Annotated in this window: 25 protein-coding genes; 11 read left to right on the forward strand and 14 right to left on the reverse strand. The window is 62.3% G+C overall.

Annotated features, from left to right (window positions below; translation table 11 throughout):
* Positions 1-2: 2 nt before the first annotated feature.
* Genes M0654_RS00415 through M0654_RS00430 form a run of 4 tightly spaced genes read right to left on the reverse strand, consistent with a single transcriptional unit; the run spans position 3 to position 6,881 of the window.
* Entirely contained in the window at positions 3-2,069 is a 2,067-nt protein-coding gene (locus M0654_RS00415) for a hypothetical protein (protein WP_248681355.1), read from the reverse strand.
* 12 nt (positions 2,070-2,081) lie between these two features.
* Entirely contained in the window at positions 2,082-4,922 is a 2,841-nt protein-coding gene (locus M0654_RS00420) for a DUF4159 domain-containing protein (protein WP_248681356.1), read from the reverse strand.
* Positions 4,919-5,836, reverse strand: coding sequence for a DUF58 domain-containing protein (locus M0654_RS00425; protein WP_248681357.1), 918 nt, complete (start codon positions 5,834-5,836; stop codon positions 4,919-4,921). The genes M0654_RS00420 and M0654_RS00425 overlap by 4 nt, the downstream gene beginning before the upstream one ends.
* 31 nt (positions 5,837-5,867) lie before the next feature.
* Positions 5,868-6,881: an AAA family ATPase gene (locus tag M0654_RS00430; RefSeq protein ID WP_248681358.1), complete on the reverse strand. Its 1,014-nt coding sequence runs from the start codon at positions 6,879-6,881 to the stop codon at positions 5,868-5,870.
* 198 nt (positions 6,882-7,079) lie between these two features.
* Between M0654_RS00430 and M0654_RS00435 the strand changes: the two genes are divergently transcribed.
* From M0654_RS00435 to M0654_RS00445, 3 genes are read left to right on the forward strand one after another with little or no spacing between them, the layout of a single operon-like run.
* Positions 7,080-7,703 (forward strand): DUF1285 domain-containing protein, encoded by a 624-nt coding sequence (locus M0654_RS00435; RefSeq protein ID WP_248681359.1) that lies wholly within the window; start codon positions 7,080-7,082, stop codon positions 7,701-7,703.
* Complete coding sequence (locus M0654_RS00440) at positions 7,700-8,353, forward strand: CoA pyrophosphatase (RefSeq protein ID WP_248681360.1); 654 nt, start codon at positions 7,700-7,702, stop codon at positions 8,351-8,353. The genes M0654_RS00435 and M0654_RS00440 overlap by 4 nt, the downstream gene beginning before the upstream one ends.
* Positions 8,350-9,606 (forward strand): CCA tRNA nucleotidyltransferase, encoded by a 1,257-nt coding sequence (locus M0654_RS00445; protein ID WP_248681361.1) that lies wholly within the window; start codon positions 8,350-8,352, stop codon positions 9,604-9,606. The genes M0654_RS00440 and M0654_RS00445 overlap by 4 nt, the downstream gene beginning before the upstream one ends.
* Before the next feature lie 34 nt (positions 9,607-9,640).
* Here M0654_RS00445 and M0654_RS00450 read toward each other — a convergent pair whose 3' ends face one another.
* The 3 genes from M0654_RS00450 to hemF all read right to left on the reverse strand — a co-directional run bounded on the left by M0654_RS00450 (position 9,641) and on the right by hemF (position 11,203).
* On the reverse strand, positions 9,641-9,832 hold the full coding sequence (locus tag M0654_RS00450; RefSeq protein ID WP_248681362.1) for a DUF1059 domain-containing protein: 192 nt from the start codon (positions 9,830-9,832) through the stop codon (positions 9,641-9,643).
* Between the two features lie 95 nt (positions 9,833-9,927).
* The gene (locus M0654_RS00455; RefSeq protein ID WP_248681363.1) at positions 9,928-10,191 is read right to left on the reverse strand and encodes a hypothetical protein; all 264 of its coding nucleotides are present in this window, start codon (positions 10,189-10,191) and stop codon (positions 9,928-9,930) included.
* Positions 10,192-10,288: 97 nt separating this feature from the next.
* Complete coding sequence (hemF, locus tag M0654_RS00460) at positions 10,289-11,203, reverse strand: oxygen-dependent coproporphyrinogen oxidase (protein WP_248681364.1); 915 nt, start codon at positions 11,201-11,203, stop codon at positions 10,289-10,291.
* Positions 11,204-11,379: 176 nt separating this feature from the next.
* On the opposite strand from hemF, the gene M0654_RS00465 reads away from it, so the two are divergent.
* The gene (locus M0654_RS00465) at positions 11,380-11,637 is read left to right on the forward strand and encodes a hypothetical protein (protein ID WP_118850144.1); all 258 of its coding nucleotides are present in this window, start codon (positions 11,380-11,382) and stop codon (positions 11,635-11,637) included.
* Between the two features lie 24 nt (positions 11,638-11,661).
* Here the strand turns inward: M0654_RS00465 and M0654_RS00470 are convergent, their stop codons facing one another.
* The gene (locus tag M0654_RS00470) at positions 11,662-13,314 is read right to left on the reverse strand and encodes a Na/Pi cotransporter family protein (RefSeq protein WP_248681365.1); all 1,653 of its coding nucleotides are present in this window, start codon (positions 13,312-13,314) and stop codon (positions 11,662-11,664) included.
* Positions 13,315-13,429: 115 nt separating this feature from the next.
* On the reverse strand, positions 13,430-13,909 hold the full coding sequence (locus M0654_RS00475; RefSeq protein ID WP_248681366.1) for a tRNA (cytidine(34)-2'-O)-methyltransferase: 480 nt from the start codon (positions 13,907-13,909) through the stop codon (positions 13,430-13,432).
* 364 nt (positions 13,910-14,273) lie between these two features.
* On the opposite strand from M0654_RS00475, the gene M0654_RS00480 reads away from it, so the two are divergent.
* Both M0654_RS00480 and M0654_RS00485 read left to right on the forward strand, forming a co-directional pair.
* A complete protein-coding gene (locus tag M0654_RS00480) occupies positions 14,274-16,127 on the forward strand; it encodes an ABC transporter ATP-binding protein (protein ID WP_248681367.1) in 1,854 nt (617 codons plus the stop codon).
* 74 nt (positions 16,128-16,201) lie between these two features.
* Positions 16,202-18,064, forward strand: a complete 1,863-nt coding sequence (locus tag M0654_RS00485; protein ID WP_248681368.1) for an ABC transporter ATP-binding protein — start codon at positions 16,202-16,204, stop codon at positions 18,062-18,064.
* A gap of 3 nt (positions 18,065-18,067) precedes the next feature.
* On the opposite strand, the gene M0654_RS00490 is transcribed toward M0654_RS00485, so the two are convergent.
* Positions 18,068-19,003 (reverse strand): endonuclease/exonuclease/phosphatase family protein, encoded by a 936-nt coding sequence (locus M0654_RS00490; RefSeq protein ID WP_248681369.1) that lies wholly within the window; start codon positions 19,001-19,003, stop codon positions 18,068-18,070.
* 377 nt (positions 19,004-19,380) lie between these two features.
* On the opposite strand from M0654_RS00490, the gene petA reads away from it, so the two are divergent.
* The 4 genes from petA to M0654_RS00510 all read left to right on the forward strand — a co-directional run bounded on the left by petA (position 19,381) and on the right by M0654_RS00510 (position 22,798).
* Entirely contained in the window at positions 19,381-19,959 is a 579-nt protein-coding gene (gene petA / locus M0654_RS00495) for a ubiquinol-cytochrome c reductase iron-sulfur subunit (protein ID WP_118850138.1), read from the forward strand.
* Positions 19,960-19,973: 14 nt separating this feature from the next.
* Positions 19,974-21,239 carry a cytochrome b gene (locus tag M0654_RS00500; RefSeq protein WP_118850137.1) on the forward strand — a complete coding sequence of 422 codons (1,266 nt, stop codon included), beginning with the start codon at positions 19,974-19,976 and terminating at the stop codon, positions 21,237-21,239.
* 27 nt (positions 21,240-21,266) lie between these two features.
* Positions 21,267-22,151, forward strand: a complete 885-nt coding sequence (locus M0654_RS00505; RefSeq protein WP_118850136.1) for a cytochrome c1 — start codon at positions 21,267-21,269, stop codon at positions 22,149-22,151.
* Between the two features lie 107 nt (positions 22,152-22,258).
* Entirely contained in the window at positions 22,259-22,798 is a 540-nt protein-coding gene (locus M0654_RS00510; RefSeq protein WP_248681370.1) for an adenine phosphoribosyltransferase, read from the forward strand.
* A gap of 15 nt (positions 22,799-22,813) precedes the next feature.
* Here M0654_RS00510 and M0654_RS00515 read toward each other — a convergent pair whose 3' ends face one another.
* The 3 genes from M0654_RS00515 to ychF are packed head-to-tail and all read right to left on the reverse strand — an operon-like array spanning position 22,814 to position 24,872.
* Entirely contained in the window at positions 22,814-23,281 is a 468-nt protein-coding gene (locus tag M0654_RS00515; RefSeq protein ID WP_248681371.1) for a MaoC family dehydratase, read from the reverse strand.
* Positions 23,278-23,748: a MaoC family dehydratase gene (locus M0654_RS00520; protein ID WP_248681372.1), complete on the reverse strand. Its 471-nt coding sequence runs from the start codon at positions 23,746-23,748 to the stop codon at positions 23,278-23,280. Before M0654_RS00520 ends, M0654_RS00515 begins: the two co-directional genes overlap by 4 nt.
* A gap of 20 nt (positions 23,749-23,768) precedes the next feature.
* On the reverse strand, positions 23,769-24,872 hold the full coding sequence (ychF, locus tag M0654_RS00525) for a redox-regulated ATPase YchF (protein WP_118850132.1): 1,104 nt from the start codon (positions 24,870-24,872) through the stop codon (positions 23,769-23,771).
* A gap of 183 nt (positions 24,873-25,055) precedes the next feature.
* Between ychF and clpS the strand changes: the two genes are divergently transcribed.
* A complete protein-coding gene (clpS, locus tag M0654_RS00530) occupies positions 25,056-25,364 on the forward strand; it encodes an ATP-dependent Clp protease adapter ClpS (RefSeq protein ID WP_118850131.1) in 309 nt (102 codons plus the stop codon).
* 22 nt (positions 25,365-25,386) lie between these two features.
* Here clpS and prmB read toward each other — a convergent pair whose 3' ends face one another.
* The gene (prmB, locus tag M0654_RS00535) at positions 25,387-26,307 is read right to left on the reverse strand and encodes a 50S ribosomal protein L3 N(5)-glutamine methyltransferase (RefSeq protein ID WP_248681373.1); all 921 of its coding nucleotides are present in this window, start codon (positions 26,305-26,307) and stop codon (positions 25,387-25,389) included.
* Positions 26,308-26,342: the final 35 nt, after the last annotated feature.

A 26,342-nucleotide genomic window follows, 5' to 3' on the forward strand; every position in this document is an offset into this window, starting at 1 on the left:
TCTCAGCGACCTTCCCGCCACCACATGGCGGCGACCGCAAACAGCAGGGCAGACAACCCAGCGAAGCCAGCAAACAGCGGAAGTGTATTGATGCCGCGCAAGACGGATTCATCGGTGAGGCGGATCACCATGCGCTCGTTGTCCGTCACGCGCACCTCGCCGCGGACGGGAAGGATGTCCGGCAGGGTGACGCTGTCGCCCGATGCGACACGTGTCACGAGCCCGCGCGTCTTGTCGGCGAAGGGTCTCAGCGTGTCTTCCGTCGAGGTCATCGCCTTGAATTCCGGTGCGTCGACCGCACCGACATGGACGAGGGTGGAGAACTCGCCATTCGTGACCTCGAACAAACCGGTTTCTTCCATCCGCCGCTCGACGCGGTACTGGCCGGGACCGGCCTCCTGCATAGCAAGCGTTTCGGTGCGGCCGGAGGGGTAACGAATGGTGGCGGAGCCGGGGTTGTCGCCGATCGTCTGGCGCGTTGCCTCCAGGGTACGGCCGACCGCGCGGGCAGTGAGCGCCTCTTCCTCGAGTTCCGGTTCCTTCATCAGCCAGTGGGCGATGCGGCGGTAAAGCGACACATGCGGCCCGCCGCCCTCATAACCGCGGGCCCAAAGCCAGCCCTGGTCGGAAAGCAGCATGGCGACACGGCCTTCGCCTTGGCGGTTCAACACGAGCAGCGGACGATCTCCATCGGCTTCCATGACGGTCTGGCCCTGCGGCGGTGCGACTTCGACCGTGCGGAACCAGCGGCCCCATCCAGGAGGTGTCTGGCTCGATCCATCGAGGCCGCGCGTGACGGGGTGCTTCTGGCCGGCGTCCGACAGATGCGGATAGAAGGCCGCGTTGTGGATGTCGCCGGTCGGCGTTGCCGGCAGGACCTGTTCGAGCGGCGTCGAGGCGATGGAATCCTCGCCGGCATGTTCGGGTCCGGCTGCGATCAGCAGCGCGCCGCCGTTGTTCACGTATTGCGCGATGTAATCATAATACAGGATAGGCAGCACGCCGCGATGCTTGTAGCGGTCGAAGATGATCAGGTCGAAATCCTTGATCTTCTCGACGAACAACTCGCGGGTCGGGAATGCGATCAGCGACAGTTCATTGATCGGCGTACCGTCCTGCTTTTCCGGCGGCCGTAGAATGGTGAAGTGGACGAGATCGACCGAGGCGTCCGATTTCAACAGGTTACGCCAGGCGCGTTCGCCGGCATGCGGCTCGCCCGAAACAAGCAGGACGCGCAGGTTCTGGCGGATGCCATCGATGACATGGACGGCGCGGTTATTGGCTGTCGTCACTTCGCCGGGAAGCTCGGCGACGGAGAACTCCATGACGTTGTTGCCGCCGCGGGGCACGGTAAAGGCGAAGGGTGTCTCCAGGCCCGGCCGCATCTGCAGCGTGGCGATCTGCTGGCCGTTCATACGCACCGTTACCTGGGCAATGCCACCGTTCTGGCGCCCGTCGTCGAAGACGCGCAGTGTGAGTTCCTGCTCTTCGCCAACGATGCCGAAACGCGGCGCCTTCACCACTTCAACACGGCGGTCAAATTCATCCGGCTGGCCCGTGATCAGGCCGTGGACCGGAGCGTTGAAGCCAAGGTCGTGGTTGATGTTGGGCAGGTCGTGGATCTGGCCGTCGGTGAGGAAGACCGCGCCGCCGATGCGCGCCGGCGGCACATCCGAGATGGCGGAGCGCAGGGCGGTGAAGAGTTTGGTCGAGGGTGTGTCGGAGTCACCGTCGTCGGCGACTTCGACCACCCGCGTTTCGATCCGGGGGTAACGCGAGAAGCGGTCGTTGAGGCTCGCGAGCGCCTCGTCCGTCTGCTGCTGACGCTGCGCGGTCTCCTGGCTCTGCGACCGGTCGACGATGACCGGCACGATCGTCGATAACTGTTCGCGATCTTCCTGCATCAGCGTCGGGTTCGCGAGTGCCAGGAGAAGCGCTGCAAGCGCCAGCGTCCGCAAGGTCGCACCGCGCACGCCACGCCAGAAGGCGAGCGCCGCCAGGATAACGGCCAGCACCGAAAGGACCGCCAGGATCGGCCAGGAAAAGAAAGGCGCAAATTCTATGGTCATGGTTTTTACCCTCTACTGGCCAAGCCGTTCGAGGAGCGCGGGCACATGCACCTGGTCTGCCTTGTAGTTGCCGGTGAGCATATACATCATGATGTTGACGCCGGAGCGATAGGCGTATTCGCGCTGCATCTCATCCGGCGGCACGGTGGGCAGGACAGGCGCGCCCTGCTGGTCCACTGCCCAGGCGCCGGCAAAGTCATTGCCGGTGATGAGGAGCGGTGTCACGCCATCGCCGGAGGACGACAGCTTTGCGCCCGACGCCTGCGCTTCCTGGCGTGCCTCGACCCAGAGCGGGCTGCCGGTGTAGCGGCCGGGGAAATTCGAAAGCAGGTAGAAGGAGCGCGTCAGCACGTGGTCTTCGGGCGTCGGCTCGAGCGGCGGAATGTCGATATTGGCAAGAATTGCCTGCAGCCGCTGGCCGTTCGCGCTGGCGCCGCCGCCATCAAGCGCCGAATATTGGTCACGGGTGTCGAACAGCACGGTTCCGCCATTGCGCATATAGGCGTCGATGCGCGAGATCGCGGCGGCCGAGGGCATGGGGGCGGTGGCCGAAACCGGCCAATAGATGATCGGGTAGAAGGCGAGTTCGTCTTTCGTCAGGTCGAGGCCGACCGGAGCGCCAGGCTCGAGCGTGGTGCGGTAGCTGAGGAACTGGCTCAAGCCCTCCAGCCCCTGTTCCGAGATCCGATCAACATCGCTCTCGCCGGTGATGACATAGGCGAGATGGGTGGTGTCGAGCCGCTCGAGGATCTCCTCGTCGCCGGGCTTGGCTGCGGGGCCGGGTGCATTTTCCTGTGCCTGAGAATGGCCGGGCATGAACGCGAATAACGCGATGGCGAGAGCGGTCACCGCAGTCGCTGCGCCTGCAACCCTGCGGCGTCCACCGGGCCTGCGCGAAAATGCGCCATTCATGAAGAGCACCACGAGACTGTCGAGAATGAGGAGGGCAAAGGCGGCAGCAAAGAGGGCAGGGCGAAGCGAGACGGCTTCGCCACCAGCGAGGCCCTCACGTGCAATCGGCCGGCCAGCGACCGTCGGCTCGAACGGTGCGATCACCGTGTTCGGGGCCAGAAGGTTCACGGCGGAGAAACCGTCTTCGGTACCGTAGAGGCCGGGCGGATGGTCAAAGCTTGCGACTGGCGTCTCATTGGCGGCGATCGCGATCGGGCGGGCCGTGCCTGTTTCGGTGGTAAGGATGCCGTCAGCCGTCAGCAGACGGTAGGGCGCCAGTGTGGTGGCGGCACCGTCACCGCCGGTGCGTGAAGAAGCGGCGCCACCGGCGCGCGCGAGTTGCACGAGGCGGCGCAGCATTTCGACGAAATTGCCCGAAAGCGGCAGGTTCGACCACGTGGCTTCTGCACTTGTATGAAACAGCACGATGCGACCTGCCTCGACTTCCTTCTGGGTGACGAGCGGCGTGCCGTCAGCAAGACTTGCCCAGGTGCGCTCGGCAAGATCCGGCGTCGGTTCGGCGAGCACCTGGCGGGTGACAGTAAGGTCGGTTGCGCGGGGCATGCCGGCAAAGGGGCCAAAGCTCGGGAAGTCTGCGAGCGGCTGCGGCTCCGACCAGGACATGGCGCCACCGAGCGCGCGTTCGCCCTGGCGAAGGATCACCGGGACAAGCGGGTCATCCGCGGGTGCCGCCGCAAGGCGTGGTCCAGCAAAGCGGATGAGTGTACCGCCGCGCGCAATCCATTGCTGCAGGGGAGCGGCGGTTTCTGGCGGCAGGCGGCCGACATCCGCCATGATGATCGCAGACGGATTGCCTTCCAGGATCTGCGGGATCGAGACGGACAAATCGGCCGTATTCGGCTGCGTGATATCCGCGTAAGGCGAAAGCGCGCGGCTGATATAATAAAGCGGCTGCAGCAGCGGCTGGAAGTCGCTGCCGCTTTCGCCGGCAATCAGCGCGACACGGCGACGCTTGAAGCCGTCGTCAAGAAGATGCGCTGCACCGGCCGTCGACATGCCCTCGATCGCGAGGCGCGCGAAATCGTTGCGCAGTTCGAAGGGCGCGTCGATCTGGGCGGTTGCCGTTCCGGAGCCTGCGGCAAAGTCGAGGGTTCCGGAGGCGAGAGAGCGGCCTTGCGCGTCAAGCGCATTGACCTCCAGGCGCTGCGGTGCGCCAGTAGCAAGACGGCTCGCGGTAACGGACATCGTGCCGGCATTGTTGACCGCGTCGGTGATGGCGACGGCACTGGCGCCGTCCCCTTCTATGAGGCGGATATCGGCAGGCGACAGTGCCGCGAGCGCCGACAGAGCCTCATCATCCCAGGCGGCGGCAACACCATCGGAAAGGATGGCCAGCGTGCCGGGGCGAGTTCCAGTCAGGGCCTGCGCGAGCGCCGCGGCGGCGCGGGCGCGATCGGGAACCAATGGTCTTGGCTGGGCAGCGGCAAGCTTTTCGCGGGCGGCAATGGCCGAACCCGGCACGGCATCGTGGCTCTGCTCCGCGGTGAAGGCGATTGCCACGGGCAGGTCGGCGCTTTCCGCGTCATCGATCAATAGGCCGGCGGTCTGCACGCGCCGTTCCCAATCAACTGCCGTGGACCAGCCATTGTCGACCATCAGCACCAGCGGGCCGTCAGAATTGAGCGAGCTTGTGCGCGGGTTGATCACAGGATCGGCGATCGCAAAGATCACCGCAGCGGCCAGGAGCATGCGCAGAAGCGTCAGCCACCAAGGGCTTTGGGATGGTGTTTCCTCCCGCTTCAGTACGGTCGCGAGGATCCGCAGCGGCGGGAAAACCTCGGTCTTCGGCCGTGGCGGCGTCAGCCTCAGCAACCACCAGATGATGGGAAGCGCGATCAGTCCGAAAAGAATGGCGGGATTGGCAAAGGCAAGCGCGCTCATGCCCGGCCTCCGGGTCTTTGGGCAGGCAGGCCGGACAGATGGCCATGGACGGCGGCAAGCGCTTCCGAGGCGAGATGGTCGGTGCGGTGGAAGACGAAGCTCCAGCCGAGGCGTCGCGACTCGTTGCCCAGCGTCTCCCGTCGGGCGAGGTAAGCGCGCTGGTAGTCTTCGCGAATGGTTTCCGCGCGGCCGGACACCAGCTTTTCGCCCGTTTCGGGATCGGTGAACTCGGTGCGGCCAACGTAAGGGAAGGTTTCTTCGGCGGGATCGGCGACTTCCACCACATGACCGCGCAAGCCACGTCGACCAAGCGGCGCAATCCGCTCCATCACCCGGTCGGCATCATCGAGAAAATCGCCAATGAGGACGATGTCGCTCTGGCCGCGGATCATCGCGGTTTCGGGCAGGCCGCTGGTGACGGGCGCATGCATGATCGCGGTGGCCAGCCGTTCGGCGGCATTGCGTGCGGACACGGGCTCCATGACGCCGGGGCAGCCGATGCGCTCGCCGGAACGTGCGAGGATTTCCGCGAGCGCCAGCATCAGCACCAGGGCGCGACTTTCCTTTGAGACATGGGCGAAGGTCGACTTGTACATCATCGACGGGGACAGGTCGGCCCAGAGCCAGACAGTGTGGGCGGCTTCCCATTCCCGGTCGCGGACATAGGTATGGTCGTCGCGGGCCGAACGGCGCCAGTCGATGCGCGACAAGCTTTCGCCTTCGGCATACGGCCGGAACTGCCAGAAATTCTCGCCCATGCCGCGTTTGCGGCGGCCGTGCCAGCCGGAGATGACGGTGTTGGCAATGCGTTTGGCCTCGACCATGCAATCGGGCACCAGGGCTGCGCGCGCCTGGGCGCGGGAGAGGACTTCACTGCTGGGGGTCTGTTCGACGATCTGGCCAATGGATGCCACGCAGGTTCCTTTCTCGCCGGTTTTCGGCCGCTCAGCCCGTGGCCTGCTTCACCAGGCTGGCAATGACGTCGCGCACCGACATGCCTTCGGCACGCGCGGCAAAGGTCAGCGCCATGCGGTGTTCAAGTACCGGCTCGGCCAGCGCATAGACATCATCAAGCGACGGTGCCAGCCGGCCCTCATAAAGCGCGCGGGCGCGGGCGGTGAGCATCAGTGACTGGCCGGCGCGAGGGCCGGGACCCCAGGCAACATGCTTGTCGGTCGTGGCATTGCCGTGGCCGGGGCGGGCGGAGCGCACCAGCGTCAGGATCGCGTCCACCACCTTGTCGCTCACCGGCATCTGGCGGATCAGCACCTGTATTTCCTGGAGGCGGGTGGCATTGATGACGCTGCGCGCCTTGGCTTCTGCGACGCCGGTCGTGTCGAGGAGGATCTGCCGCTCAGCCGCGAGATCGGGATACAGCACGTCGACCTGCAGCAGGAAGCGGTCAAGCTGGGCTTCGGGAAGCGGATAGGTACCTTCCTGTTCCAGCGGGTTTTGCGTCGCCAGCACATGGAATGGCGCCGGCAGGTCGTAGCGCTGGCCCGCAACCGTGATGTGATATTCCTGCATGGACTGCAGCAGCGCCGATTGGGTGCGCGGAGAGGCGCGGTTGATTTCGTCGGCCATCAGAAGCTGGGCAAAGACCGGACCTTTGACAAAGCGGAAGGAGCGGCGACCGGTGTCATCCGTGTCCATGACTTCGGAGCCCAGGATATCGGACGGCATCAGATCGGGCGTGAACTGGATGCGATTTGAGTCGAGGCCGAGAACGGTGCCGAGCGTCGTCACCAGCTTCGTCTTGGCAAGCCCCGGGACACCAACGAGCAGGGCGTGGCCGCCGGACAGAACCGCGAGCAGGGTGTTCTCGACCACCTTTTCCTGACCGAAGATGACCTTGGCGACTTCCGTGCGAACGGAGGCAATATCGGCAAGTGCCTGTTCGGCCGAAGCGATGATGGCTTTCTCATCGAGAACGGTATCGGTCGAATTCATCATGCCCATGTCGCTCTCCATCATCCAGAACCTGCGGGCTTATCAAGCCTGCCCCTTCATAGAGCAAGTCGAATCGCTGCGCTGCAGCACATGCCTCATCCGATCAAACTTATTCCCCGAAATGTGGCTGACAAGCGCGAACTGAATGACTATCTCGTGAGAACAATTTGCCGTTCAAGTTGCTTACGGCCGAACCGGGACCACAAGATGGCGGCGGAAATGATAAAATCGGCACCGGATGCTGCAGGGCTGGCGGCGATGATCTCGAGGGCCTCCGAACAGACGGGTGAAGGCGCGCGCGGCTTGCCTCCGGTGGAGAAATGGAATCCGCCGTTCTGCGGCGATCTCGACATGGAGATTCGTGCCGACGGCACCTGGTTCTACATGGGCACGCCAATCGGCCGAGCACCGCTGGTGCGGTTGTTCTCGACCGTGCTGCGCAAGGACGAGGATGGGCGCACCTATCTGGTGACGCCGGTGGAAAAGGTCGGAATCCGGGTTGAGGATGCGCCGTTCCTTGCCGTGGAAATGCAGGTGACGCAGGGCGAAAAGGGGCAGGTGCTGACCTTCCGCACGAATGTCGGCGACGTGGTGGAAGCCGGGGCCGAGCATCCGCTGCGTTTCGAGATTGCCGGCGAGAACAACGAGTTGAAGCCTTACCTTCTGGTGCGCGCCCGGCTTGAGGCACTGGTGTCGCGGGCGGTGATGTACGATCTCGTCGAACTCGGGGAAGTGGTCGATGTCGACGGCGTGCCGATGTTCTGCCTGCGCTCGGGCGGGCAGGTTTTCCCGGTCATGCCGGAAGCAGAACTGGACGCGCTCTCCCAATGACATTGCATGACCAGACCCGCGGCCATCCGCTTTTCTCCGCACCCGAATTTCGCCGGCGTGCGCTGAACCAGAATGGTGGGCCGGTAGCGAAAGCGTCGCGCGAGCATGGCGACCATCTGCTCAACCCGACGCTTGTCGATATTGCAGTGGGGCTGAGGCTCAAGGATGCAGCGGTCCTGGTGCCGGTCGTAGACGACGGTGACGAGGCAAAGGTTATCCTGACGCAGCGCACCTCCAACCTGCGCAAGCATTCCGGGCAGATCGCCTTCCCGGGTGGAGGCATCGATCCTGAAGACCATTCGCCGGAAGTTGCCGCCGTGCGGGAGGCGCAGGAGGAGATCGGGCTTGACCCTGCTTATGTCGAAACCCTGTCTCGCCTGCCAGATTATTATGCTGCGACCGGCTTTCGCATCACCCCGGTGCTTTCGGTGGTGAAGCGCGGCTTCGAGCTGAAGCTTAACCCGACAGAGGTCGCCGCTGTCTTTGAGGTTCCGCTATCGTTCCTGATGGACGAGGCGAACCACCAGCGTGGCAGCCGTACATGGGATGGCACGGAGCGCCACTTCTACATGATGCCTTACGGCGAATGGCATATCTGGGGCATTACCGCCGGGATCATCCGGACATTGTATGAAAGGCTTTACAGATGACCTCGGTTGCCCAGACGGACTGGTTCCATGATCCGGCGCTGCAGAAGATCCTCGCGCTGCTCAACGCCGATGGCGGGGAGGCGAGGGTTGCCGGTGGCGCGGTGCGCAATGCGCTGATGGGCGTGCCGGTCGCTGATGTCGATGTCGCAACGACACTTTTGCCCGAGGTGGTGGTCGAGCGTACGAACGCGGCGGGCCTGAAAGCCGTGCCGACGGGCATCGAGCACGGGACGGTGACGCTCGTGGTTGATGGTCGGGGCTTCGAGGTGACCACGCTTCGGCGCGATATCGAAACGGACGGGCGCCACGCCAAGGTAGCGTTCGGCACGGACTGGCAGGTGGATGCCGAGCGCCGCGACCTGACGATCAATGCACTTTATGCCGATCAGTCTGGCGAGGTGGTGGATCTGGTGAACGGCCTGCCGGACATCGAAAACCGCACCATTCGCTTTATCGGCGATGCCAGCCAGCGGATCGCCGAGGATTACCTGCGTATCCTGCGTTTCTTCCGCTTCTTTGCCTATTACGGCTCCGGACGGCCCGATGCTGATGGCCTGCGTGCTTCGGCCCGCGCCAAGGACAAGCTCAAGACGCTGTCGGCCGAGCGGGTTTGGGCGGAAACGAGGAAGCTTCTCGCCGCACCCGATCCGTCCCGCGCGCTTCTTTGGATGCGGCAGGTAGGTGTCCTGACGGAAATTCTGCCGGAGACAGAAAAGTGGGGCATCGACGCGATCCACGCACTGGCGGCGACGGAGCAGGCCTTGGGTTGGGCGCCAGATCACATCTTGCGCCTTGCCGCGATCGTGCCGCCGCAGGCCGAGCGGCTCGAAGCTCTGGCAAAGCGGCTGAGGTTGTCGAATGCCGACGCAGCGCGCCTCCAGGCCTGGGCGAATGCTCCTGTCGTGCCGGATGAGGTAACGGATGTCGGCTTCAATCGGCTGCTTTACCGGCACGGCAACGAGGGCTTGTCGACGCGGCTGCGGCTGGCGCTGGCGTCGGCGCGCGCCGATGCGGAAGGTGATCCCGTTGCCATGCGCAAGTCGGCACGGCTTTCTGTGCTGCTCGACCGGGCGAAAGGCTACCAGAAGCCGGTCTTTCCCTTGAGCGGCGCCGATGTCGTCGCGGCGGGCGTGCCGGCAGGCAAGCGGGTGGGCGAAATCCTGAAGATGCTGGAGGATTTCTGGGTGGAGCGCAACTTCACGCTCAACCGGACGGAGCTTTCCGCCCGGCTCGATGCCCTGGTCAGGGAATAGGACCCGAACCAGGCTGTTTCCTGGAATATGTGGATCAGGCGGCTTCGGTGCTGCCCTCGTCGCGGATACGCGCCTTGATGTTTTCGACCATGTTCTCGCGGATGATCTCTTCGCCATGCACAGAACGCAGATGGTCTACTGCGCGGCGCACGACCTCGGCATCCTCGTTGGCCCGGGTATGCCATTGGCAGCCTGGCACCAGCGTGCCGCATTCGAACAAGCGCATCGCATTTCCTCCTATCGACGTTTCCGGCCGGGAGCGTCCCCCCGGTGCCGGGGTACTCAAACGATAACTCGAAAAGGCTCGGTGCCGTTCCCTTGTCAGTCAGGCATGGCCCAGGCGTGGAAAACTGACGGCTGGTCGTCACACTTGTCCTGGGCGGGTTCATCGTTGGCGGCGGTGGCTTCCACCGTCTTGCCGGCAAGCTGTCGCCTGACCTGCTCGACATAGAAGGAATGCGGCAGTTCACCGCCGCTCCGGGCACGCATTTCCGTCGCAAGACGGTCGATCATTTCGGGAGTTTCGATCAGACGGGACGCGTTCCAGGACGCGTCGGATGTTGGCATGCTGTTCGGCGTGGTCATGGTGATCATCCTCCGTGCAACCGAAGATGAAGCTAGCACCGGCCGGGATATTTTCCTATCGGCTTTTCTCAGTAATTTTAGCAGGGCCTGTTGAAGCTCATGGCCAGCGGACGACCGGCGGCAGCGAGGACAGGATCGACTCGACATTGCCGCCCGTCTTCAGCCCGAAGATCGTGCCGCGGTCATGGAGGAGATTGAACTCCACGTAGCGGCCGCGGCGGACCAACTGCTCGTCGCGGTCTTCTTCCGTCCAGGGCTTGTTGAAGTTTGCGCGGACGATCTTCGGGTAAACGAGAGCGAAAGCGCGACCGACATCCTGCACGAAAGCAAAGTCTGCATCCCAGCCGCCTTTTTCCTCCTCGGAATGCAGCCAGTCGAAGAAAATGCCGCCGATGCCGCGGGCCTCGTTGCGGTGCTTCAGGAAGAAATAGTCGTCGCACCAGGCCTTGTAGCGATCGTAATCGGCAACCGTTTCGTGGCGCTTGCAGGTGATCTCCATGACGCGGTGAAACAGAACGCTGTCCTGGTCCGTCTGCGTCCGACGCGCGTCGAGCACGGGCGTGAGGTCTGCGCCGCCGCCGAACCAGTGGCTGGAGGTAACGACCATGCGCGTGTTCATGTGCACGGCCGGCACGTTCGGATTGACCGGGTGGGCGATGAGCGAAATGCCGGAGGCCCAGAAGCGCGGGTCTTCTTCGGCACCCGGAATCTGGCTGCGGAAGTCCGGCGAGAACTCGCCAAAGACGGTCGAGGTATGGACGCCGACCTTTTCAAAGACGCGGCCATCCATCATCGACATCTTGCCGCCGCCACCTTCGCCGCCCTGACGCAGCCAGTCCTTCCGCTTGAAGCGGCCGGGCTCCTGGTCGGAGAGTGGCCCGGTCAGCTCGTCTTCGAGGGCTTCGAAGGAGGCACAGATCGTGTCGCGAAGGCTTTCGAACCAGGCTTTCGCGGTGCCCTTCTTGTCTTCGATGTCCTCGGGAAGTCCCTTTGGCAGTTGCGGCCGTTCCATGATGTCATTCCCTCTCGCCATCCGCCTGGCGCTTCGTCGTCTCCACCGTGCCCGCAGCTAAAGGAGCATCCTTTCGCGAACCGTGCCGTCGTTTCCTAGACAGGAAATTCAGACTCGCAAAGCGCGCAACGGCATATTATCTTCACTTCTTGTAAAGGTGCCGATCAGAGGCTTGCATGGCGAAGTTTCCACCCCCGCCACTCGACGGACTGAAACGAAGGATCGACCGCAACCGGCAGGAGAGTGCCAAGGGCGCGGGCGGGATCTATGTTCGGCAGACCTTCCAGCTTTCGCGGGAAGAAGCCCGGCAGAAGGCGCGCGAGTGGTTCGCGGAGTTCCCGAAGGCGGCCTACTGGACCGAAGTCGAAAGCTGGCGGCAGCTCGATGGGGACCAGATCGAGTTCACCATGCGGCGCCTGCCCACCGCTGACTGACCCCTTTTCCTAGCTGATACGCCTTTACGCGCCCGGTTCGGCGCGCCGCAGGCGGCTTTCGCTCAGCACGCCGCCGTCCGACAGAATGGGATGGGCGACCGAGACGATATGGGCGTTGATGCGCTTCAGGTCGCGCAGCATGTCGAGATGGAGCGAGCTCGTCTGCATGCTTTCCATCCGGCCATCGCGCAGGCGCTGCAGGTGCCGCTCCGCCGACTCCTTTTCCATGCGACGGACGTCAACCTTTATCTCCATCAGGTGCCGGGCGAGATTGAAGTCGCCGGTCTGGAAGATCGTCTGCGCCGTGCGCAGGTTGTCGATGGTGATGTCGAAGAAGGTCTTCAACTCCTCGAAACCGTCATCGGAGAATTGCAGGCCGTTGGCGATCTTCTTGCGCACCTGATCGCAGATGCCCTTGTCGATGATGTCGCCGATATGTTCGAGGTTGATCGCATAGTCGATGATGGCGATGGAGCGGCGAGCGTTGTCGCCGTCCAGCCCGACCCGGCCAAGCTTCGACAGGTAGATTTTCACCTCCTGCTGGAGATTGTCGACGCGCTTTTCCAGCGTCGCGATCTCGGCGAGTGGCGTCAGGTCGTTGTGCTTGAAGGCGTTTTCAGCGCGTATCAGCATGCGTTCGATGGCATCGCCGAGGCCCAAGACCTCACGCGTGGCATTGGCAAGCGCCATGACCGGGTTGCTCAGCGCCTGCGGATCAAGGAAGCGCGGGCCGCCATCCATCTGCGGATCATCGGGAACGAGATGGGTGGTGAGCTTGGAGACCGTGCCGGCGAGCGGCCAGGCGACGATGGCGAGCAGCACGTTGAAGGCGAGGTGGGCATCGACGGGCAGCTTGGACGGCGAAAGCGGAAGCGAGGCGAGCACCCCGGACGCAATGCCTGCCAGCGGTAGCGCAATGGCGCAGCCCGCGGCCCGGACGATGAGGTTACCGATGGTGATCCGCTTGGCGGCAGCGGGGCCGGAAAGGGTCGCCACGACCGGCGGGATTGCGCCGCCCAGGTTGGCGCCGAGGATAAGCGCGATGATAAGCCCCGCTGAGACCATTCCGGTCGAGGCAAGCGACAGGATGAGAACCACGACCGCGAGGCTGGACGAGGAGACGAAAGCAAGCGCGGCAGAAAAGATCAGCGCCACCGGCCAGGCGTTGTCCAGCAAGCCGATGAAGGTGGCGAGCGCCGGAGACTGACGCATTGGTTCCGTCGCGAGCCCCAACAGATGCAGCGACAGCAGCATCAGGCCAATGCCAACAAGCGCGGTGCCGCCAGCCTGGCGGGTGGAGGCGCGCGACCGCAACATACCGACGCCGACGAGGATGATGAGCGGCGACAGCCACTCGATGCCGGTAGCGACGATCCAGGCGGTGATTGCGGTGCCGACATTGGCGCCCAGCAGCACGACCTGCGCCATGCGCGGGCGGATCAATTCGCGTTCGGCAAAGGAGGCAACGGTCAACGCCGTCGCTGTTGAACTTTGCAGCGCAACGGTTGCGACCAGCCCGGAGAAGAAGGAGCGCAAGCTGCTGCGCGTGCCGGTGGCAAGCCCCGTCCGAAGCCGGGCGCCGAAAGCTCTCGTCACACCGTCCTTGACCTGGGAAAGGCCGAAGAGCAGCAGCGCAACTGCTCCCAGGAGATTGATGATGACGATGGTCGATTGCATGCGGCACTTTCCGTAGGGAAGAATATCTGCAGCAATTTGGATTGCCGGCTAACTAAATATAGGCAGAGTGCACAGGAGTGCATAGGCCATTAGCGACAGAATAGAACGGAATCCTCTATAATCCGTTCCAAATTGTCTGGCGCAGCGCCTCTCCGCTGATCATCGCAACCGATATGGCAAGATTGATCGAACGTTGCCCTTCCACCATCGGGATCAGCACGCGAGCGTCCGCGATCTCGTGCACATGGTCCGGCACGCCGGCGCTTTCACGGCCGAACAGCAGGATGTCATCGGCTCCGAACTGAAGCTGCGTGTAGGGCAGGGCGGCTTTGGTCGAGGCCAGCACCAAGCGGCGTCCTTGTCCGCGGCGCCAGCCATCGAACTGCTCCCAGTTCACGTGGCGGGTGAGTGCGACGGAAGCGAGATAATCCATGCCGGAGCGTTTGAGATTACGGTCAGAGATGTCGAACCCGGCCGGCTCGATGATGTCGACCGATAAGCCAAGACAGGCGGCAAGGCGCAGGATCGTGCCGGTATTGCCCGGAATGTCTGGCTGGTAAAGCGCGATACGCAGACGGGAAGCGGGTGTGGTCATACATCGATCCATAGGCGAAAGCGCTGCACCATCTCAAGGTGCGTCATTGGAAGGAGATCGCGAGAGCCCGAGATCACGCTCCTTGATGGCATCCATCAGCACAATTGCTCTTTTCAATTTTGACTTGAACGGGTAGAAGGCGCGATAGATCAACGCCAGCTCAGGAGGCCTCCATGGATATGACCGTGTCTACCCGCCTCCGCCAGACAATCATCTCGCTGGCTTAGGCGTTTCGCGGTTTCTCGCAAACTTTTCCATTCCTGATCCGTTACGCGGCCGTCACGGCCACGCCATCTACGATTCTGCCGCTTTCGCGCACGCCTACTGATCGGTGTCAGTGTTAGCGGTCTTCTGGAGCTTCTTGATGTTTTCCTGGTTCGAAAAACGCGTCGATCCCTATCCGGATGAGGCACCGTCGCTGCCGCCGCAGGGGCTCGTGCCGTTCCTGTGGCATTACACCAAGCCGGTTTGGCCATGGGTCGTCATCATGTCGACCTGCACGATGCTGATCGCGCTCGGCGAAGTCTGGCTGTTCCGTTTCCTTGGCGACATCGTCGATTGGCTGTCGAATGCCGACCGCGAGACGTTCCTGCAGAACGAAGGCGGCCGCCTGCTGCTGATGGCTTTCGTGGTGCTGATCGGTCTGCCGGCGGTTGCGACGCTGAATTCGCTCATCATGCACCAGATCCTGATGGGCAATTTCCCGATGATTGCGCGCTGGCAGATGCACCGCTTCCTGCTGCGTCACTCGATGACCTTCTTTGCCAACGAGTTTGCCGGCCGTGTCTCGACCAAGGTGATGCAGACATCGCTGGCGATCCGCGAGACGGTGATGAAGGTGCTCGACGTCTTCGTTTACGTCGTGACCTATTTCATCTCGATGATCGTGGTCGTGGCGTCTGCCGATTGGCGGTTGGCGGTGCCGCTGGTGCTGTGGATCGTCGCGTACGGCACGACCGTTGCCTACTACGTGCCGCGGCTGCGAAGGATTTCCGCCGAACAGGCGGATGCGCGCTCGATGATGACCGGCCGTGTCGTCGACAGCTACACCAATATCGCGACAGTGAAGCTGTTTTCGCATGCCGGGCGGGAAGAGGCCTATGCGCGCGATGCGATGGATATCTTCCTGGAGACCGTGCACCGGCAGATGCGCAAGGTCACCGGCTTCCAGGTGCTCGTCTATTTCTACAACTGTGCTGCGCTCTTCGTGGTCGGCGGCCTGTCGATCTGGTTCTGGCTAGACGGCGCGATCTCGATCGGCGCCATCTCCATTGCCATCGGCCTGGCAATGCGCATCAACGGTATGTCGCAATGGGTGATGTGGGAGGTTTCGGCGCTCTTTGAAAACATCGGCACGGTCTATGACGGCATGTCAATGATGACGAAGTCGCACGACGTCGTGGATCCCAATCAGGCGCCCAAGCTAACGGCCAAGAAGGGGCACATCCGCTACGAGAATGTCCGCTTCCACTACGGCAAGAAGAAGGGCGTGATCGATCTGCTGACCCTCGACATTCCGGCCGGCGAGAAGGTGGGGCTTGTTGGGCGTTCGGGGGCGGGCAAGACGACGCTGATGAACCTGCTGTTGCGCTTCTACGATCTTGAAGGCGGGCGCATCACGATTGACGGCCAGGACATCTCGACGGTGACTCAGGACAGCCTGCGGGCGATGATTGGCGTCGTGACGCAGGATACGTCGCTGCTGCACCGGTCAATCCGCGACAACATCGCCTATGGCAAGCCGGAGGCGACGGACGAGGAGATCATCGAGGCCGCCAGGCGCGCGAACGCTTGGGACTTCATTGAGGGGCTGTCCGATCTGCAGGGACGCAAAGGTCTTGATGCACATGTCGGCGAACGCGGCGTGAAGCTTTCCGGCGGCCAGCGCCAGCGGATTGCAATCGCCCGGGTCTTCCTCAAGGACGCGCCGATCCTGATCCTCGACGAGGCGACTTCGGCACTCGATTCCGAAGTGGAAGCGGCGATCCAGGAAAACCTTTTCGCCTTGATGCAGGGCAAGACGGTGATCGCCATCGCACACCGGCTCTCGACGCTGACCGAGATGGACCGGCTGATCGTGCTCGATCGCGGCCGCATCGTTGAAACCGGCACCCACCCCGAACTCGTGGCCTCGGGCGGGATCTATGCTGACCTCTGGACACGCCAGTCTGGCGGGTTCCTCGGCGGTGAACCGGTTGAGGAAGCGGCAGCGGAATAAGAAACGGGCCGCTCCGGTTGGAGCGGCCCGCTTTTGTCATTTGCCACCCGGCCCGACAGGCCTATATCGGCTGCATGTTGAACCCCATCTTCCGCCTCTTTGAAAACTGGATCAAGCCGTTCGCGAGGCGGGATGACCTGAAGCCCCCGGAAGGGCTTTTCGGTTTCATCTGGTTTTATATCAGGCAGGCAAAGTTGCCCTTCTTCATTATGCTCGTGCTCGGCGGCGTAGCGGCGGGCGTAGAAGCAGCGATGTTCTGGTATGTGGGGCGGCTTGTCGACATCCTCGACCAGACGCAACCGGCGGACGGCTGGTCCGGCCTGCTTGCAGCACACGGTACCGAGCTTGTGGTGATGGCGCTGGTCGTTGGCGTCGGCCGCTTTCTGGTGGCGCTTTTTACCGCGCTCATCGACCAGCAGGTGATCACGCCCGGCTTCTACAATCTCGTGCGGTGGCAGTCCTACATTCACGTCTCGCGCCAGTCGCTCTCCTTCTTCCAGAACGATTTTTCCGGGCGCATCGTCACCAAGGTCTGGTCGGCCGGGCAGGCAACCGGCGACGTGCTGACTTCCTTCATGGAAAGCGTCTGGTTCGTCGGGATCTATTCAGTCTCGACCATCGCGCTTGTGGCGGGCCTCGATTGGCGGATGGCGGTTGTCGTCGTGGTGTGGCTTGGTCTGTTTGCCGTGCTCGCTCGTCATTACGTGCCGCGCATCCGCCACCACGCCAAGGCCTCGGCGGAAGCCGGCTCGATGATCAGTGGCCGCATGGTGGATGCCTATTCCAATATCCAGACGCTGAAGCTTTTCGGTCGCGACGAGGCGAACGACCGCTACATGCTGTCGGGCTTCGAGACCTTCCAGGACACGATCATCGGCTTCACCCGCATGTTGACGCGGGTGCGCGCTTCGATGGCATTCCTATCGGGTACGATGATCGTCATCATGGCGGGCATGAGCGTGCATCTGTGGCTGTCCGGCCTCATCACCTCCGGCGCGGTCGCCTTCACGCTGGCGCTGATGCTGCGGCTCAACTTCCTGCTCGGACGGCTGATGACGCAGCTCAACAGCATCATGCGCAATATCGGCACGATCCAGAACTCGGCGGAACTCATCTCCAAGCCGATCGGGCTAACCGACACGCCGGCGGCCGGCGAACTCACCGTCACGCGGCCGGAGATCCGCTTCGAGAATGTCAGCTTCCATTACGGCAAGAGCAGAGGCGTCATCGACGACCTGTCGCTGACGATCCGCCCAGGCGAGAAGATCGGCATCGTGGGGCGCTCCGGTGCCGGCAAGTCGACGCTCGTCAACATTCTCCTGCGTTTCTACGACCTTGAGGGCGGGCGCATCCTGATCGACGGGCAGGACATCTCCAAGGTGACGCAGGAATCACTGCGCGCCCAGATCGGCATGGTCACGCAGGATACGTCCCTGCTACACCGCTCGATCCGCGACAACATCATGTTCGGCCGACCGGATGCGACCGAAGAGCAGTTGCTCGAGGCAACGCGGCGCGCCGAAGCGGAAACATTCATCGCCAACCTCGAAGACCAGCGGGGGCGCAAGGGTTTTGACGCGCATGTGGGCGAACGCGGCGTGAAGCTTTCCGGCGGTCAGCGGCAGCGTATCGCGATTGCGCGCGTGATGCTGAAGGACGCGCCGATCCTGGTGCTCGACGAGGCGACCTCGGCACTCGACTCGGAAGTCGAGGCGGTTATCCAGTCCAACCTGCAAAAGCTGATGCAAGGAAAGACGGTGCTGGCGATTGCGCATCGGCTGTCGACCATCGCCGCACTCGATCGCCTGGTGGTGATGGATCGCGGCCGCATCATCGAGCAGGGCACGCATAATGAACTCATCACCCGGGGCGGACTTTATTCGGAGCTCTGGGCGCGGCAGTCCGGCGGTTTCCTTGCGGCAGACGCCGCTCAGTAATCCTCAGGGAAGAATGACGATTTCCGCGAGAAGGCCGGCGTGGTTTGAGCCATGCGCATCGGGCAGTCGTGTCACCGATTTGATCTTCAGCGGCGCGCGCGCATAGACATGGTCGATCGGCACGCCAAAGACACCGGCGCTGACCGGCCAGCTTGCTGGCTCCCATCCTCCAGTTTTCAGGTCGGTGATGCGCAGGAAGCGGCGCATGTTCGGCCCGAGGCTCGAGGCATTGAAGTCGCCAGTAACCAGCAGGGGCCCGGGGATCTCTATCAGGGCCAGTCCCGCGCGGATGAGTTCGAGCGAATGGAAGTTGTCGAAATATGGTTTGGTCGTGTGGATGCCGGCGACGTTGATCTCACGTCCGGCGATCGTCACCTTGCCGAGGATGAAGCGGTCCGGAAAGATGTCGCTCAGCGTGCGGACAACAGGGCGGTCGATCGGCACCTTGGACAGCATCAGATGGTCGCAGTCCTCGATGAGGACGCCGCAGCCGACGCGATAGGGGTAAGAGAGCGCCAGTGCATCCAAATGCACCCGCAGCGGTGCCGCCTCCATGATGTTGACTATCTCGGCGCCGGAACCGGCAATCGCTTCAACGATCGATTCAGCATTCGCGTAGTTGTCGTTGAGAATGTTGAAGGAAAGCACGCGGAAGCTGGTGCCGGACGCCTCCTGCGCGGTTGCCGGTGCGGCGAATTCACGGCTCATCAGCAGAGCATGGCCGACGAAGAAAATGGTAGCGGCAAACAGCAGCCAGATCAGGAAATGGCGCTGGATGAAAAGCGCGACGATCATCGCAAGCATGCACGCCACGGCCGCATGAAGATGCAGGCTGTAGAGGGTCGCAAGGATCCAGTGGGGATGGATGTAGCGTGTCCCGATCGCACCGAGCACAAGCGACACGATGACGCAGATGGCCACCGACAGGACGACTCTCATTCAGCTTTATCCGAAGCGGCTGCCTTCTGGGTTGACGCTGACGTAGCATGCGCCCGCCATTGTTGCAACGCAGCAGCACAACCGCTTGCTGCGGCTTCTCAAGGACTTCGCGCTTCTATCTGCAACCACGAATCTTTCGGCCTGTCCGGTAACTCGCCTCAAGCCCCGGTCGCTGCCTCGTAAGCTGCGATTTCCCATGTCGATTTTTTCGCCGGACAATGTGGATGCCGATATGTGGCAAGGCTGGACATATTTTGCGATCAAGCATAGAACGCGCCAAATTGCCGGGGAATCTATGGTCGGATTATGTCCGCTTGAGATTCTTACGGAAGGGGGACTGGGGTTTCCGCAAATTGCGTGAGAAGGAAGATTTATCCGTGAGCGAGCACGATACACACAGCGAAGCTTTGGGCGAGCCCACTCGCCGTGATTTCCTTTACCTGGCGACCGGCATGGCCGGTGCGGTCGGTGCGGCATCCGTCGCCTGGCCCTTCATCGACCAGATGCGCCCGGATGCTTCGACGCTGGCTCTTGCTTCGATCGAAGTGAATGTTGCGGCTCTCGAGCCCGGCATGTCGCTGACCGTCAAGTGGCGCGGCAAGCCGGTGTTCATCCGCAACCGCACGCAAAAGGAAATCGAAGAGGCCAACGCGGTTGCGCTTGCCGACCTCAAGGATCCGGTTGCTCGTAACGCAAATCTGCCGGCGGAAGCCGAAGCAACCGGCGTTGATCGCTCCGGTGGCGAAGGCAAGGAAAACTGGATCGTCATGATCGGTTCCTGCACCCACCTCGGTTGCGTTCCGCTGGGCCAGGCCGGCGATTTCGGCGGATGGTTCTGTCCTTGCCATGGCTCGCACTATGATACGGCTGGCCGTATCCGTAAGGGCCCGGCACCGCAGAACCTCGCCATTCCGACTTTTACGTTTACGTCCGACACAGTCATCAGGATCGGGTGAGGGGATACACATAGATGAGCGGTCATTCCGAATACCAGCCGTCGACCGGCATTGAAAAATGGATCGATTCGCGGCTTCCGCTGCCGCGTATGCTCCATGACAGCTTCGTTGCTTACCCCGTTCCCCGTAACTTGAACTATGCCTACACCTTCGGCGCCATGCTGTCGGTCATGCTGCTTGTTCAGATCCTGACGGGCGTCGTGCTTGCCATGCACTATGCGGCATCGACCGGCGTCGCATTCGACTCTGTCGAAAAGATCATGCGCGACGTGAACCACGGCTGGCTGCTGCGCTACATGCACGCCAACGGCGCATCCTTCTTCTTCATCGCAGTCTATCTGCACATTGCACGCGGCCTCTACTACGGCTCGTACAAGGCACCGCGCGAAATCCTCTGGATCCTCGGCGTCGTCATCTACCTCCTGATGATGGCAACCGGCTTCATGGGCTACGTGCTTCCCTGGGGCCAGATGTCCTTCTGGGGTGCAACCGTTATCACCGGCTTCTTCTCGGCCTTCCCGTTGGTGGGTGAGTGGATCCAGCAGTTCCTGCTCGGCGGCTTTGCCGTTGACCAGCCGACGCTGAACCGCTTCTTCTCCCTTCACTACCTGCTGCCCTTCATGATTGCCGGCGTTGTCGTCCTGCACATCTGGGCCCTGCACGTGACCGGCCAGACGAACCCGACCGGCATCGAAGTGAAGACCAAGACGGACACCGTTGCCTTCACGCCTTACGCAACGCTCAAGGACGCGCTCGGCGTATCGGTCTTCCTGATCGTCTTCGCCTGGTTCATCTTCTACATGCCGAACTACCTCGGCCATCCGGACAACTACATCCCGGCTGACCCGCTGAAGACCCCGGCGCACATCGTTCCGGAATGGTACTACCTGCCGTTCTACGCCATGCTGCGTGCGATCACCTTCAACATCGGCCCGATCGACTCCAAGCTCGGTGGCGTTCTGGTGATGTTCGGCTCGATCATCATCCTGTTCTTCCTCCCGTGGCTCGACACGTCGAAGGTCCGCTCGGCCGTCTACCGTCCGTGGTACAAGCTGTTCTTCTGGCTCTTCGTGGCCAATGCCATCATGCTCGGCTGGCTCGGCGCCATGCCTGCTGAAGGCATCTACGTCATCCTGTCGCAGCTCGGCACGCTCTACTACTTCGGCTTCTTCCTCGTGATCATGCCTCTTCTCGGCCTGTTCGAGACGCCACGGCGGATCCCGAACTCGATCACGGAAGCCGTCCTGGAGCAGCACGGCAAGTCCAAAGTCACCGTCTGAAGCTCGCGGGCGAGAGGGAAAAAGAATATGAAAAAGCTCGTTGCAAGCTTCTTTTCGCTGGCCTTCGTAGCAGGCCTGGGCGTTACCACCGCGCTGGCGCAGGACCATGCTGCTGCTCCGGCCGGCGGTGAAGAACATGCCGAAGGCGGCACGCCGCACTATCCGATCAAGCATCCGAAGAACGTGGACTGGAGCTTTGCCGGTCCCTTCGGGCACTACGACAAGGGCCAGCTCCAGCGCGGCCTGAAGGTCTACACGGAAGTCTGCTCGGCCTGCCATTCCATGAAGCTCGTGTCCTTCCGCACCCTGGAAGGCCTTGGCTACTCGGAAGCCCAGGTGAAGGCCTTCGCCGCCAACTATGAAGTTGAGGACGGCCCGAACGACGATGGCGAGATGTTTACCCGCAAGGCCGTGCCTTCGGATTACTTCCCGTCGCCGTACCCGAACAACCAGGCTGCTGCTGCCGCCAATAACGGCGCTGCACCGCCGGACATGTCGCTGCTCGCCAAGGCACGCGGCATTACCCGTGGCTTCCCGACCTTCATCTTCGACATCTTCACGCAGTACCAGGAAGGTGGCCCGGATTACATCTACTCGCTGCTGACCGGTTATGAAGAGCCGCCGGCTGGCGTCGAAGTCGCTCCGGGCACCCACTACAACCCGTACTTCGCAAGTGCTGCGGCGCTCGCCATGGCACCGCCGATCAGCAACGATCAGGTGACCTACGACGACGGCGCTCCGCAGACCGTCGAGCAGTATTCGCAGGACGTCGCTGCCTTCCTGATGTGGGCTGCAGAGCCGCACCTCGAAGAGCGCAAGCGCACGGGCTTCATGGTCATGATCTTCCTGCTGATCTTCACGGGACTGATCTACCTGACCAAGAAGTCGGTCTACGCAAACCGGGAACACTAAATCTCCCGTTCACCTTCAAAGAAGGCGGCCTCTGTGCCGCCTTTTCTGTTTCTGACCGAGGCCCGACTTGCTAGGGTCTCGCCAAAACCATCACGTTCCAGGGCACCATGTCAGCCAGCATCGACCTTACCACTGCCATCCGCTCCATTCCGGATTATCCGAAGCCGGGCATCATCTTCCGCGACATCACCACCTTGCTTGGCGACGCCGTAGCGTTCCGCCAGGCAGTCGATGAACTGGTCGCGCCGTACAAGGCGCTCGGCATCGACAAGGTGGCTGGTATCGAAGCGCGCGGCTTCATCCTCGGCGGTGCGCTGGCGCACCAACTGGGCGCGGGTTTCGTGCCGATCCGCAAGAAGGGCAAGCTGCCGCACCAGACGGTCCGGATGGCCTATAGCCTCGAATACGGCACCGACGAGATGGAGATCCATGTCGACGCGTTGAAGCCGGGCGAGAAGGTGATCCTGACGGATGACCTGATCGCCACAGGCGGTACGGCGGAAGGGGCGGTGAAGCTGATCCGTCAGCTTGGCGCCGAGATCGTATCCGCCTGCTTCGTGATCGACTTGCCGGAGATCGGCGGGCGCAAGAAGCTCGAGGCGCTGGGCGTCGAGGTGCGGACACTGGTGGAGTTTGCGGGCCACTGAACCAGTGGCACGTGCTCACTCGAACTCGAGCACGGTGCCTTCGTAGCGCATCGCCGTCTCGCCGCGCTGGTTATCGCCGTCACAGACGGTCATGTTGATCCAGGTCCCGGGACGTGACATCAGCGGACGGCTTTCCACCAGGGTGACGGAATAGGTGATGCTGTCGCCGGCATAAACCGGCTTCAGCCACTGCAACTTCTTGAAACCAGCGGATGGGCCAAGCTTGGGGGCAACCAGCCCCTCGCTCTCCAGCCGCCCGATTTCCTTCGTCCAGTAGGCGATATAGGTCTTCATCCAACCGGCGCAGGTATGCCAGCCGGAGGCGCAGAGAGCCCCGAAGACGTAGTCCTTGGCGGCTTCTGCATCGACATGGAACGGCTGCGGATCGAACTTCCTGGCAAAACGCACGATGTCTTCGGCGGTGAACAGAAGCGTGCCGGTGATGACCTTGCGGCCTGGAGGGGATAGTTCGATCAGTCTCATGCTGCGCCGGCCTCGCTGTTCTTCAGCCGCATCATGATCGGGTTTTCACCGCGCATGACGAGCTCGCCGCGTTGGTTCTCGACCTCATGCAGGAACTTGACGAGGCCAATGCCCGGGCGCGAGCGGAGCACCCGAGACTCCACGACAGTCGAGCGGCCGGACAACGTATCACCGGCGAGAACCGGCTTCTTCCATTCCATGAACTCGATACCGGGAGAGCCTTCGGAGGAGGAGCGTGACAGCCAGCCGTCGAACATCATGCGCATGAACATGCTCGCGGTGTGCCAGCCGGAGGCGGACAGCCCGCCGAGGATGCTGGCCTTGCCGGCTTCCTCGGACAGGTGCATCGGCTGCGGGTCGAACTCGGACGCGAATTCGATCACCTCTTCAGCGGAGACGTGCTTCTGCGCCAGCGGGAAGGACCTGCCCGGCGTGAAGTCCTCGAAGTAAAATTCGACGCCCGTCATGGCTCCTTCCCCTCTAGAGGTTACGTGTTGAAGCGGAAGTGGATGACGTCGCCGTCGTTGACGACGTATTCCTTGCCTTCATCGCGACCCTTGCCGGCTTCCTTGGCGCCCACTTCACCCTTGTAGGTGATGTAGTCGTCATAGGAGATGGTGAAGGCGCGGATGAAGCCGCGTTCGAAATCCGTATGGATGACGCCGGCGGCCTGCGGCGCCTTGGTGCCGCGGCGAATGGTCCAGGCGCGGGTTTCCTTGGGGCCGACCGTGAAATAGGTGATCAGGTCGAGCAGGTGGTAACCGGCGCGGATCAACCGGTCGAGGCCGGCTTCCTCAAGGCCGAGCGCCGACAGGAACTCGGTGGCTTCTTCTTCAGGCAGCTGTGCCACCTCGGCTTCGATGGCGGCCGAGATGATGACGCATTCGGCACCCTGGGCCTTTGCCATCGCAGCAACGGCCTCGGTGTGCTTGTTGCCGGTCGCAGCATCGGCTTCGGCGACGTTGCAGACGTAGAGGACCGGATGCGAGGTGAGGAGGTTGAGGCCCTTGAGGATCTCGATCTCTTCCGGTGCCAGTGTCTTGAGGAGCAGGCGAGCAGGCTTCCCCTCGTTCAGGAGCTTGATGACGGCTTCCATCACCGGAAGCTGTGCCATCGATTCCTTGTCCTTGCCGGTGGCGCGCTTGCGGGTCTGCTCGACACGGCGCTCCAGGCTCTCGAGGTCGGCGAGCATCAGCTCGGTCTCGATCGTTTCGGCATCGCCGACCGGGTTGATGCGGCCTTCGACATGGGTAATGTCGTCGTCTTCGAAGCAGCGCAGTACATGCACCACGGCATCGACTTCGCGAATGTTGGCGAGGAACTTGTTGCCGAGGCCTTCACCCTTCGACGCACCGCGCACGAGGCCAGCGATGTCGACGAAGGAGATGCGGGTCGGGATGATTTCCTTGGAGCCTGCGATCGATGCAAGCTGTTGCATGCGCGGGTCGGGCACCGCGACTTCGCCGGTATTCGGCTCGATCGTGCAGAACGGGTAGTTGGCTGCCTGCGCCGCAGCTGTCTTGGTGAGCGCATTAAAGAGCGTGGATTTGCCGACGTTGGGCAGGCCCACGATACCGCATTTGAAACCCATGGGTTCGAACCTGTCGATGTAAGATTAGCGTTGGTGTGGCTATGGGGGAAACTGCCTTGGCGGTCAAGGCTTGAGCCGGAGAGGGGGCGGGTACCTGACCGGTCGCTCATGCTTGAAATGTCGTGGCTGCGGTGCGATATAGCCCAGAAATCTCCCGATAATCCCTATCGCCAGGAGAGGCCGATGGCCGAAGACACCACCCTCAAACCGAAGACGATCACCAAGCCGAAGCTTGAGCGGCCGAAGCTCTACAAGGTGATCCTCGTCAACGACGACTACACGCCGCGGGAGTTCGTCACCATGGTGCTGAAGGCGGTTTTCCGCATGAGCGAGGAGACCGGCTACCGCGTGATGCTGACGGCGCACAAGATGGGCACCGCCGTCGTCGTTGTCTGCACCAAGGATATTGCCGAGACCAAGGCCAAGGAGGCTGTCGATCTCGCCAAGGAAGCGGGTTATCCGCTGATGTTCATCACCGAGCCCGAAGAATAGCTTCGGCCTCAGGCGTCAGCCTTCAGCCTGCCGATCGGGCAGCCAGTGCTTCGGCGGAGATCCAGAAGACCGCATCCTGCGACTCGGCGGTTTCCACCCAGAAGAAATCGAGGTCCGGATATTCTTCCTCCAGGATCTCGCGGCCGGAGCCGATCTCGCAGATCATGCCGCCTTCGGGACTGAGATAGTCCGCGGCTTCGTCGAGAAGGCGCCGCACCAGATCAAGTCCATCGACGCCGCCATCAAAGGCCATTGCCGGCTCGGCACGGAACTCCTCCGGGAAGCCGTCCATCGCCTCGTGATCGACATACGGCGGATTGGTGATGATGAGGTCGTAGCGGTTGCCGGTGAGGGGGCCGAAGAGGTCGCCCTGGTGGAGCGTCACCTGGTTTTCGACCTCATGCTCGGCAATGTTGATCTCCGCCACTTCAAGTGCGTCGGCAGAGAGATCGACGGCATCGACCTGCGCATTCGGGAAGAATTTGGCAGCAAGGACGGCGAGGCAGCCGGAGCCGGTGCAGATGTCCACCACGCTTTCGACATTCATCGGGTCGGGCAGGAAGGACGAGCCCTGAGCATTAAGGTATTCCGAAAACAGGATCTCGCCGATATGCGAGCGGGGCACGATGACACGTTCATCGACATGGAAGCGCACGCCCTGGATATAGGAGCGACCGGTGATGTAGGCCGACGGCTTGCGGGTCGTCACGCGGGTCTCGATCCGGTCCGCCAGCAGGCGGCGTTCGGCCGGAAGCAGCCGGGCATCGAGGAATGGATCGAGCGCGTCGATCGGAAGGTCGAGCGAGTCGAGGATGAGGAAGGCGGCATCATCGCCAGCCGTCGTCGTGCCGTGGCCAAAGCTCAGGTTGGCCGCGTTGAACCGCGAGATGGCATAGCGCCAGTAGTCGCGCAACGTTACGAGTTCTGCTGTGATGTCTGTCATTCTTCTGAAGTCCGTTTGCTCGTGCGTCCGCATAA

This window comes from Neorhizobium turbinariae (assembly GCF_023223505.1).
GTDB lineage: Bacteria > Pseudomonadota > Alphaproteobacteria > Rhizobiales > Rhizobiaceae > Neorhizobium > Neorhizobium turbinariae.

Coding starts and splice junctions, on each gene's coding strand:
- M0654_RS00415 (WP_248681355.1), bottom strand. CDS start 2,069: ATGACCATAGAATTTGCGCCTTTCTTTTCCTGGCCGATCCTGGCGGTC.
- M0654_RS00420 (WP_248681356.1), bottom strand. CDS start 4,922: ATGAGCGCGCTTGCCTTTGCCAATCCCGCCATTCTTTTCGGACTGATC.
- M0654_RS00430 (WP_248681358.1), bottom strand. CDS start 6,881: ATGGGCATGATGAATTCGACCGATACCGTTCTCGATGAGAAAGCCATC.
- M0654_RS00435 (WP_248681359.1), top strand. CDS start 7,080: ATGGCGGCGGAAATGATAAAATCGGCACCGGATGCTGCAGGGCTGGCG.
- M0654_RS00440 (WP_248681360.1), top strand. CDS start 7,700: ATGACATTGCATGACCAGACCCGCGGCCATCCGCTTTTCTCCGCACCC.
- M0654_RS00445 (WP_248681361.1), top strand. CDS start 8,350: ATGACCTCGGTTGCCCAGACGGACTGGTTCCATGATCCGGCGCTGCAG.
- M0654_RS00450 (WP_248681362.1), bottom strand. CDS start 9,832: ATGCGCTTGTTCGAATGCGGCACGCTGGTGCCAGGCTGCCAATGGCAT.
- M0654_RS00455 (WP_248681363.1), bottom strand. CDS start 10,191: ATGACCACGCCGAACAGCATGCCAACATCCGACGCGTCCTGGAACGCG.
- hemF (WP_248681364.1), bottom strand. CDS start 11,203: ATGGAACGGCCGCAACTGCCAAAGGGACTTCCCGAGGACATCGAAGAC.
- M0654_RS00465 (WP_118850144.1), top strand. CDS start 11,380: ATGGCGAAGTTTCCACCCCCGCCACTCGACGGACTGAAACGAAGGATC.
- M0654_RS00470 (WP_248681365.1), bottom strand. CDS start 13,314: ATGCAATCGACCATCGTCATCATCAATCTCCTGGGAGCAGTTGCGCTG.
- M0654_RS00475 (WP_248681366.1), bottom strand. CDS start 13,909: ATGACCACACCCGCTTCCCGTCTGCGTATCGCGCTTTACCAGCCAGAC.
- M0654_RS00480 (WP_248681367.1), top strand. CDS start 14,274: ATGTTTTCCTGGTTCGAAAAACGCGTCGATCCCTATCCGGATGAGGCA.
- M0654_RS00485 (WP_248681368.1), top strand. CDS start 16,202: ATGTTGAACCCCATCTTCCGCCTCTTTGAAAACTGGATCAAGCCGTTC.
- M0654_RS00490 (WP_248681369.1), bottom strand. CDS start 19,003: ATGAGAGTCGTCCTGTCGGTGGCCATCTGCGTCATCGTGTCGCTTGTG.
- M0654_RS00500 (WP_118850137.1), top strand. CDS start 19,974: ATGAGCGGTCATTCCGAATACCAGCCGTCGACCGGCATTGAAAAATGG.
- M0654_RS00505 (WP_118850136.1), top strand. CDS start 21,267: ATGAAAAAGCTCGTTGCAAGCTTCTTTTCGCTGGCCTTCGTAGCAGGC.
- M0654_RS00510 (WP_248681370.1), top strand. CDS start 22,259: ATGTCAGCCAGCATCGACCTTACCACTGCCATCCGCTCCATTCCGGAT.
- M0654_RS00515 (WP_248681371.1), bottom strand. CDS start 23,281: ATGAGACTGATCGAACTATCCCCTCCAGGCCGCAAGGTCATCACCGGC.
- M0654_RS00520 (WP_248681372.1), bottom strand. CDS start 23,748: ATGACGGGCGTCGAATTTTACTTCGAGGACTTCACGCCGGGCAGGTCC.
- ychF (WP_118850132.1), bottom strand. CDS start 24,872: ATGGGTTTCAAATGCGGTATCGTGGGCCTGCCCAACGTCGGCAAATCC.
- clpS (WP_118850131.1), top strand. CDS start 25,056: ATGGCCGAAGACACCACCCTCAAACCGAAGACGATCACCAAGCCGAAG.
- prmB (WP_248681373.1), bottom strand. CDS start 26,307: ATGACAGACATCACAGCAGAACTCGTAACGTTGCGCGACTACTGGCGC.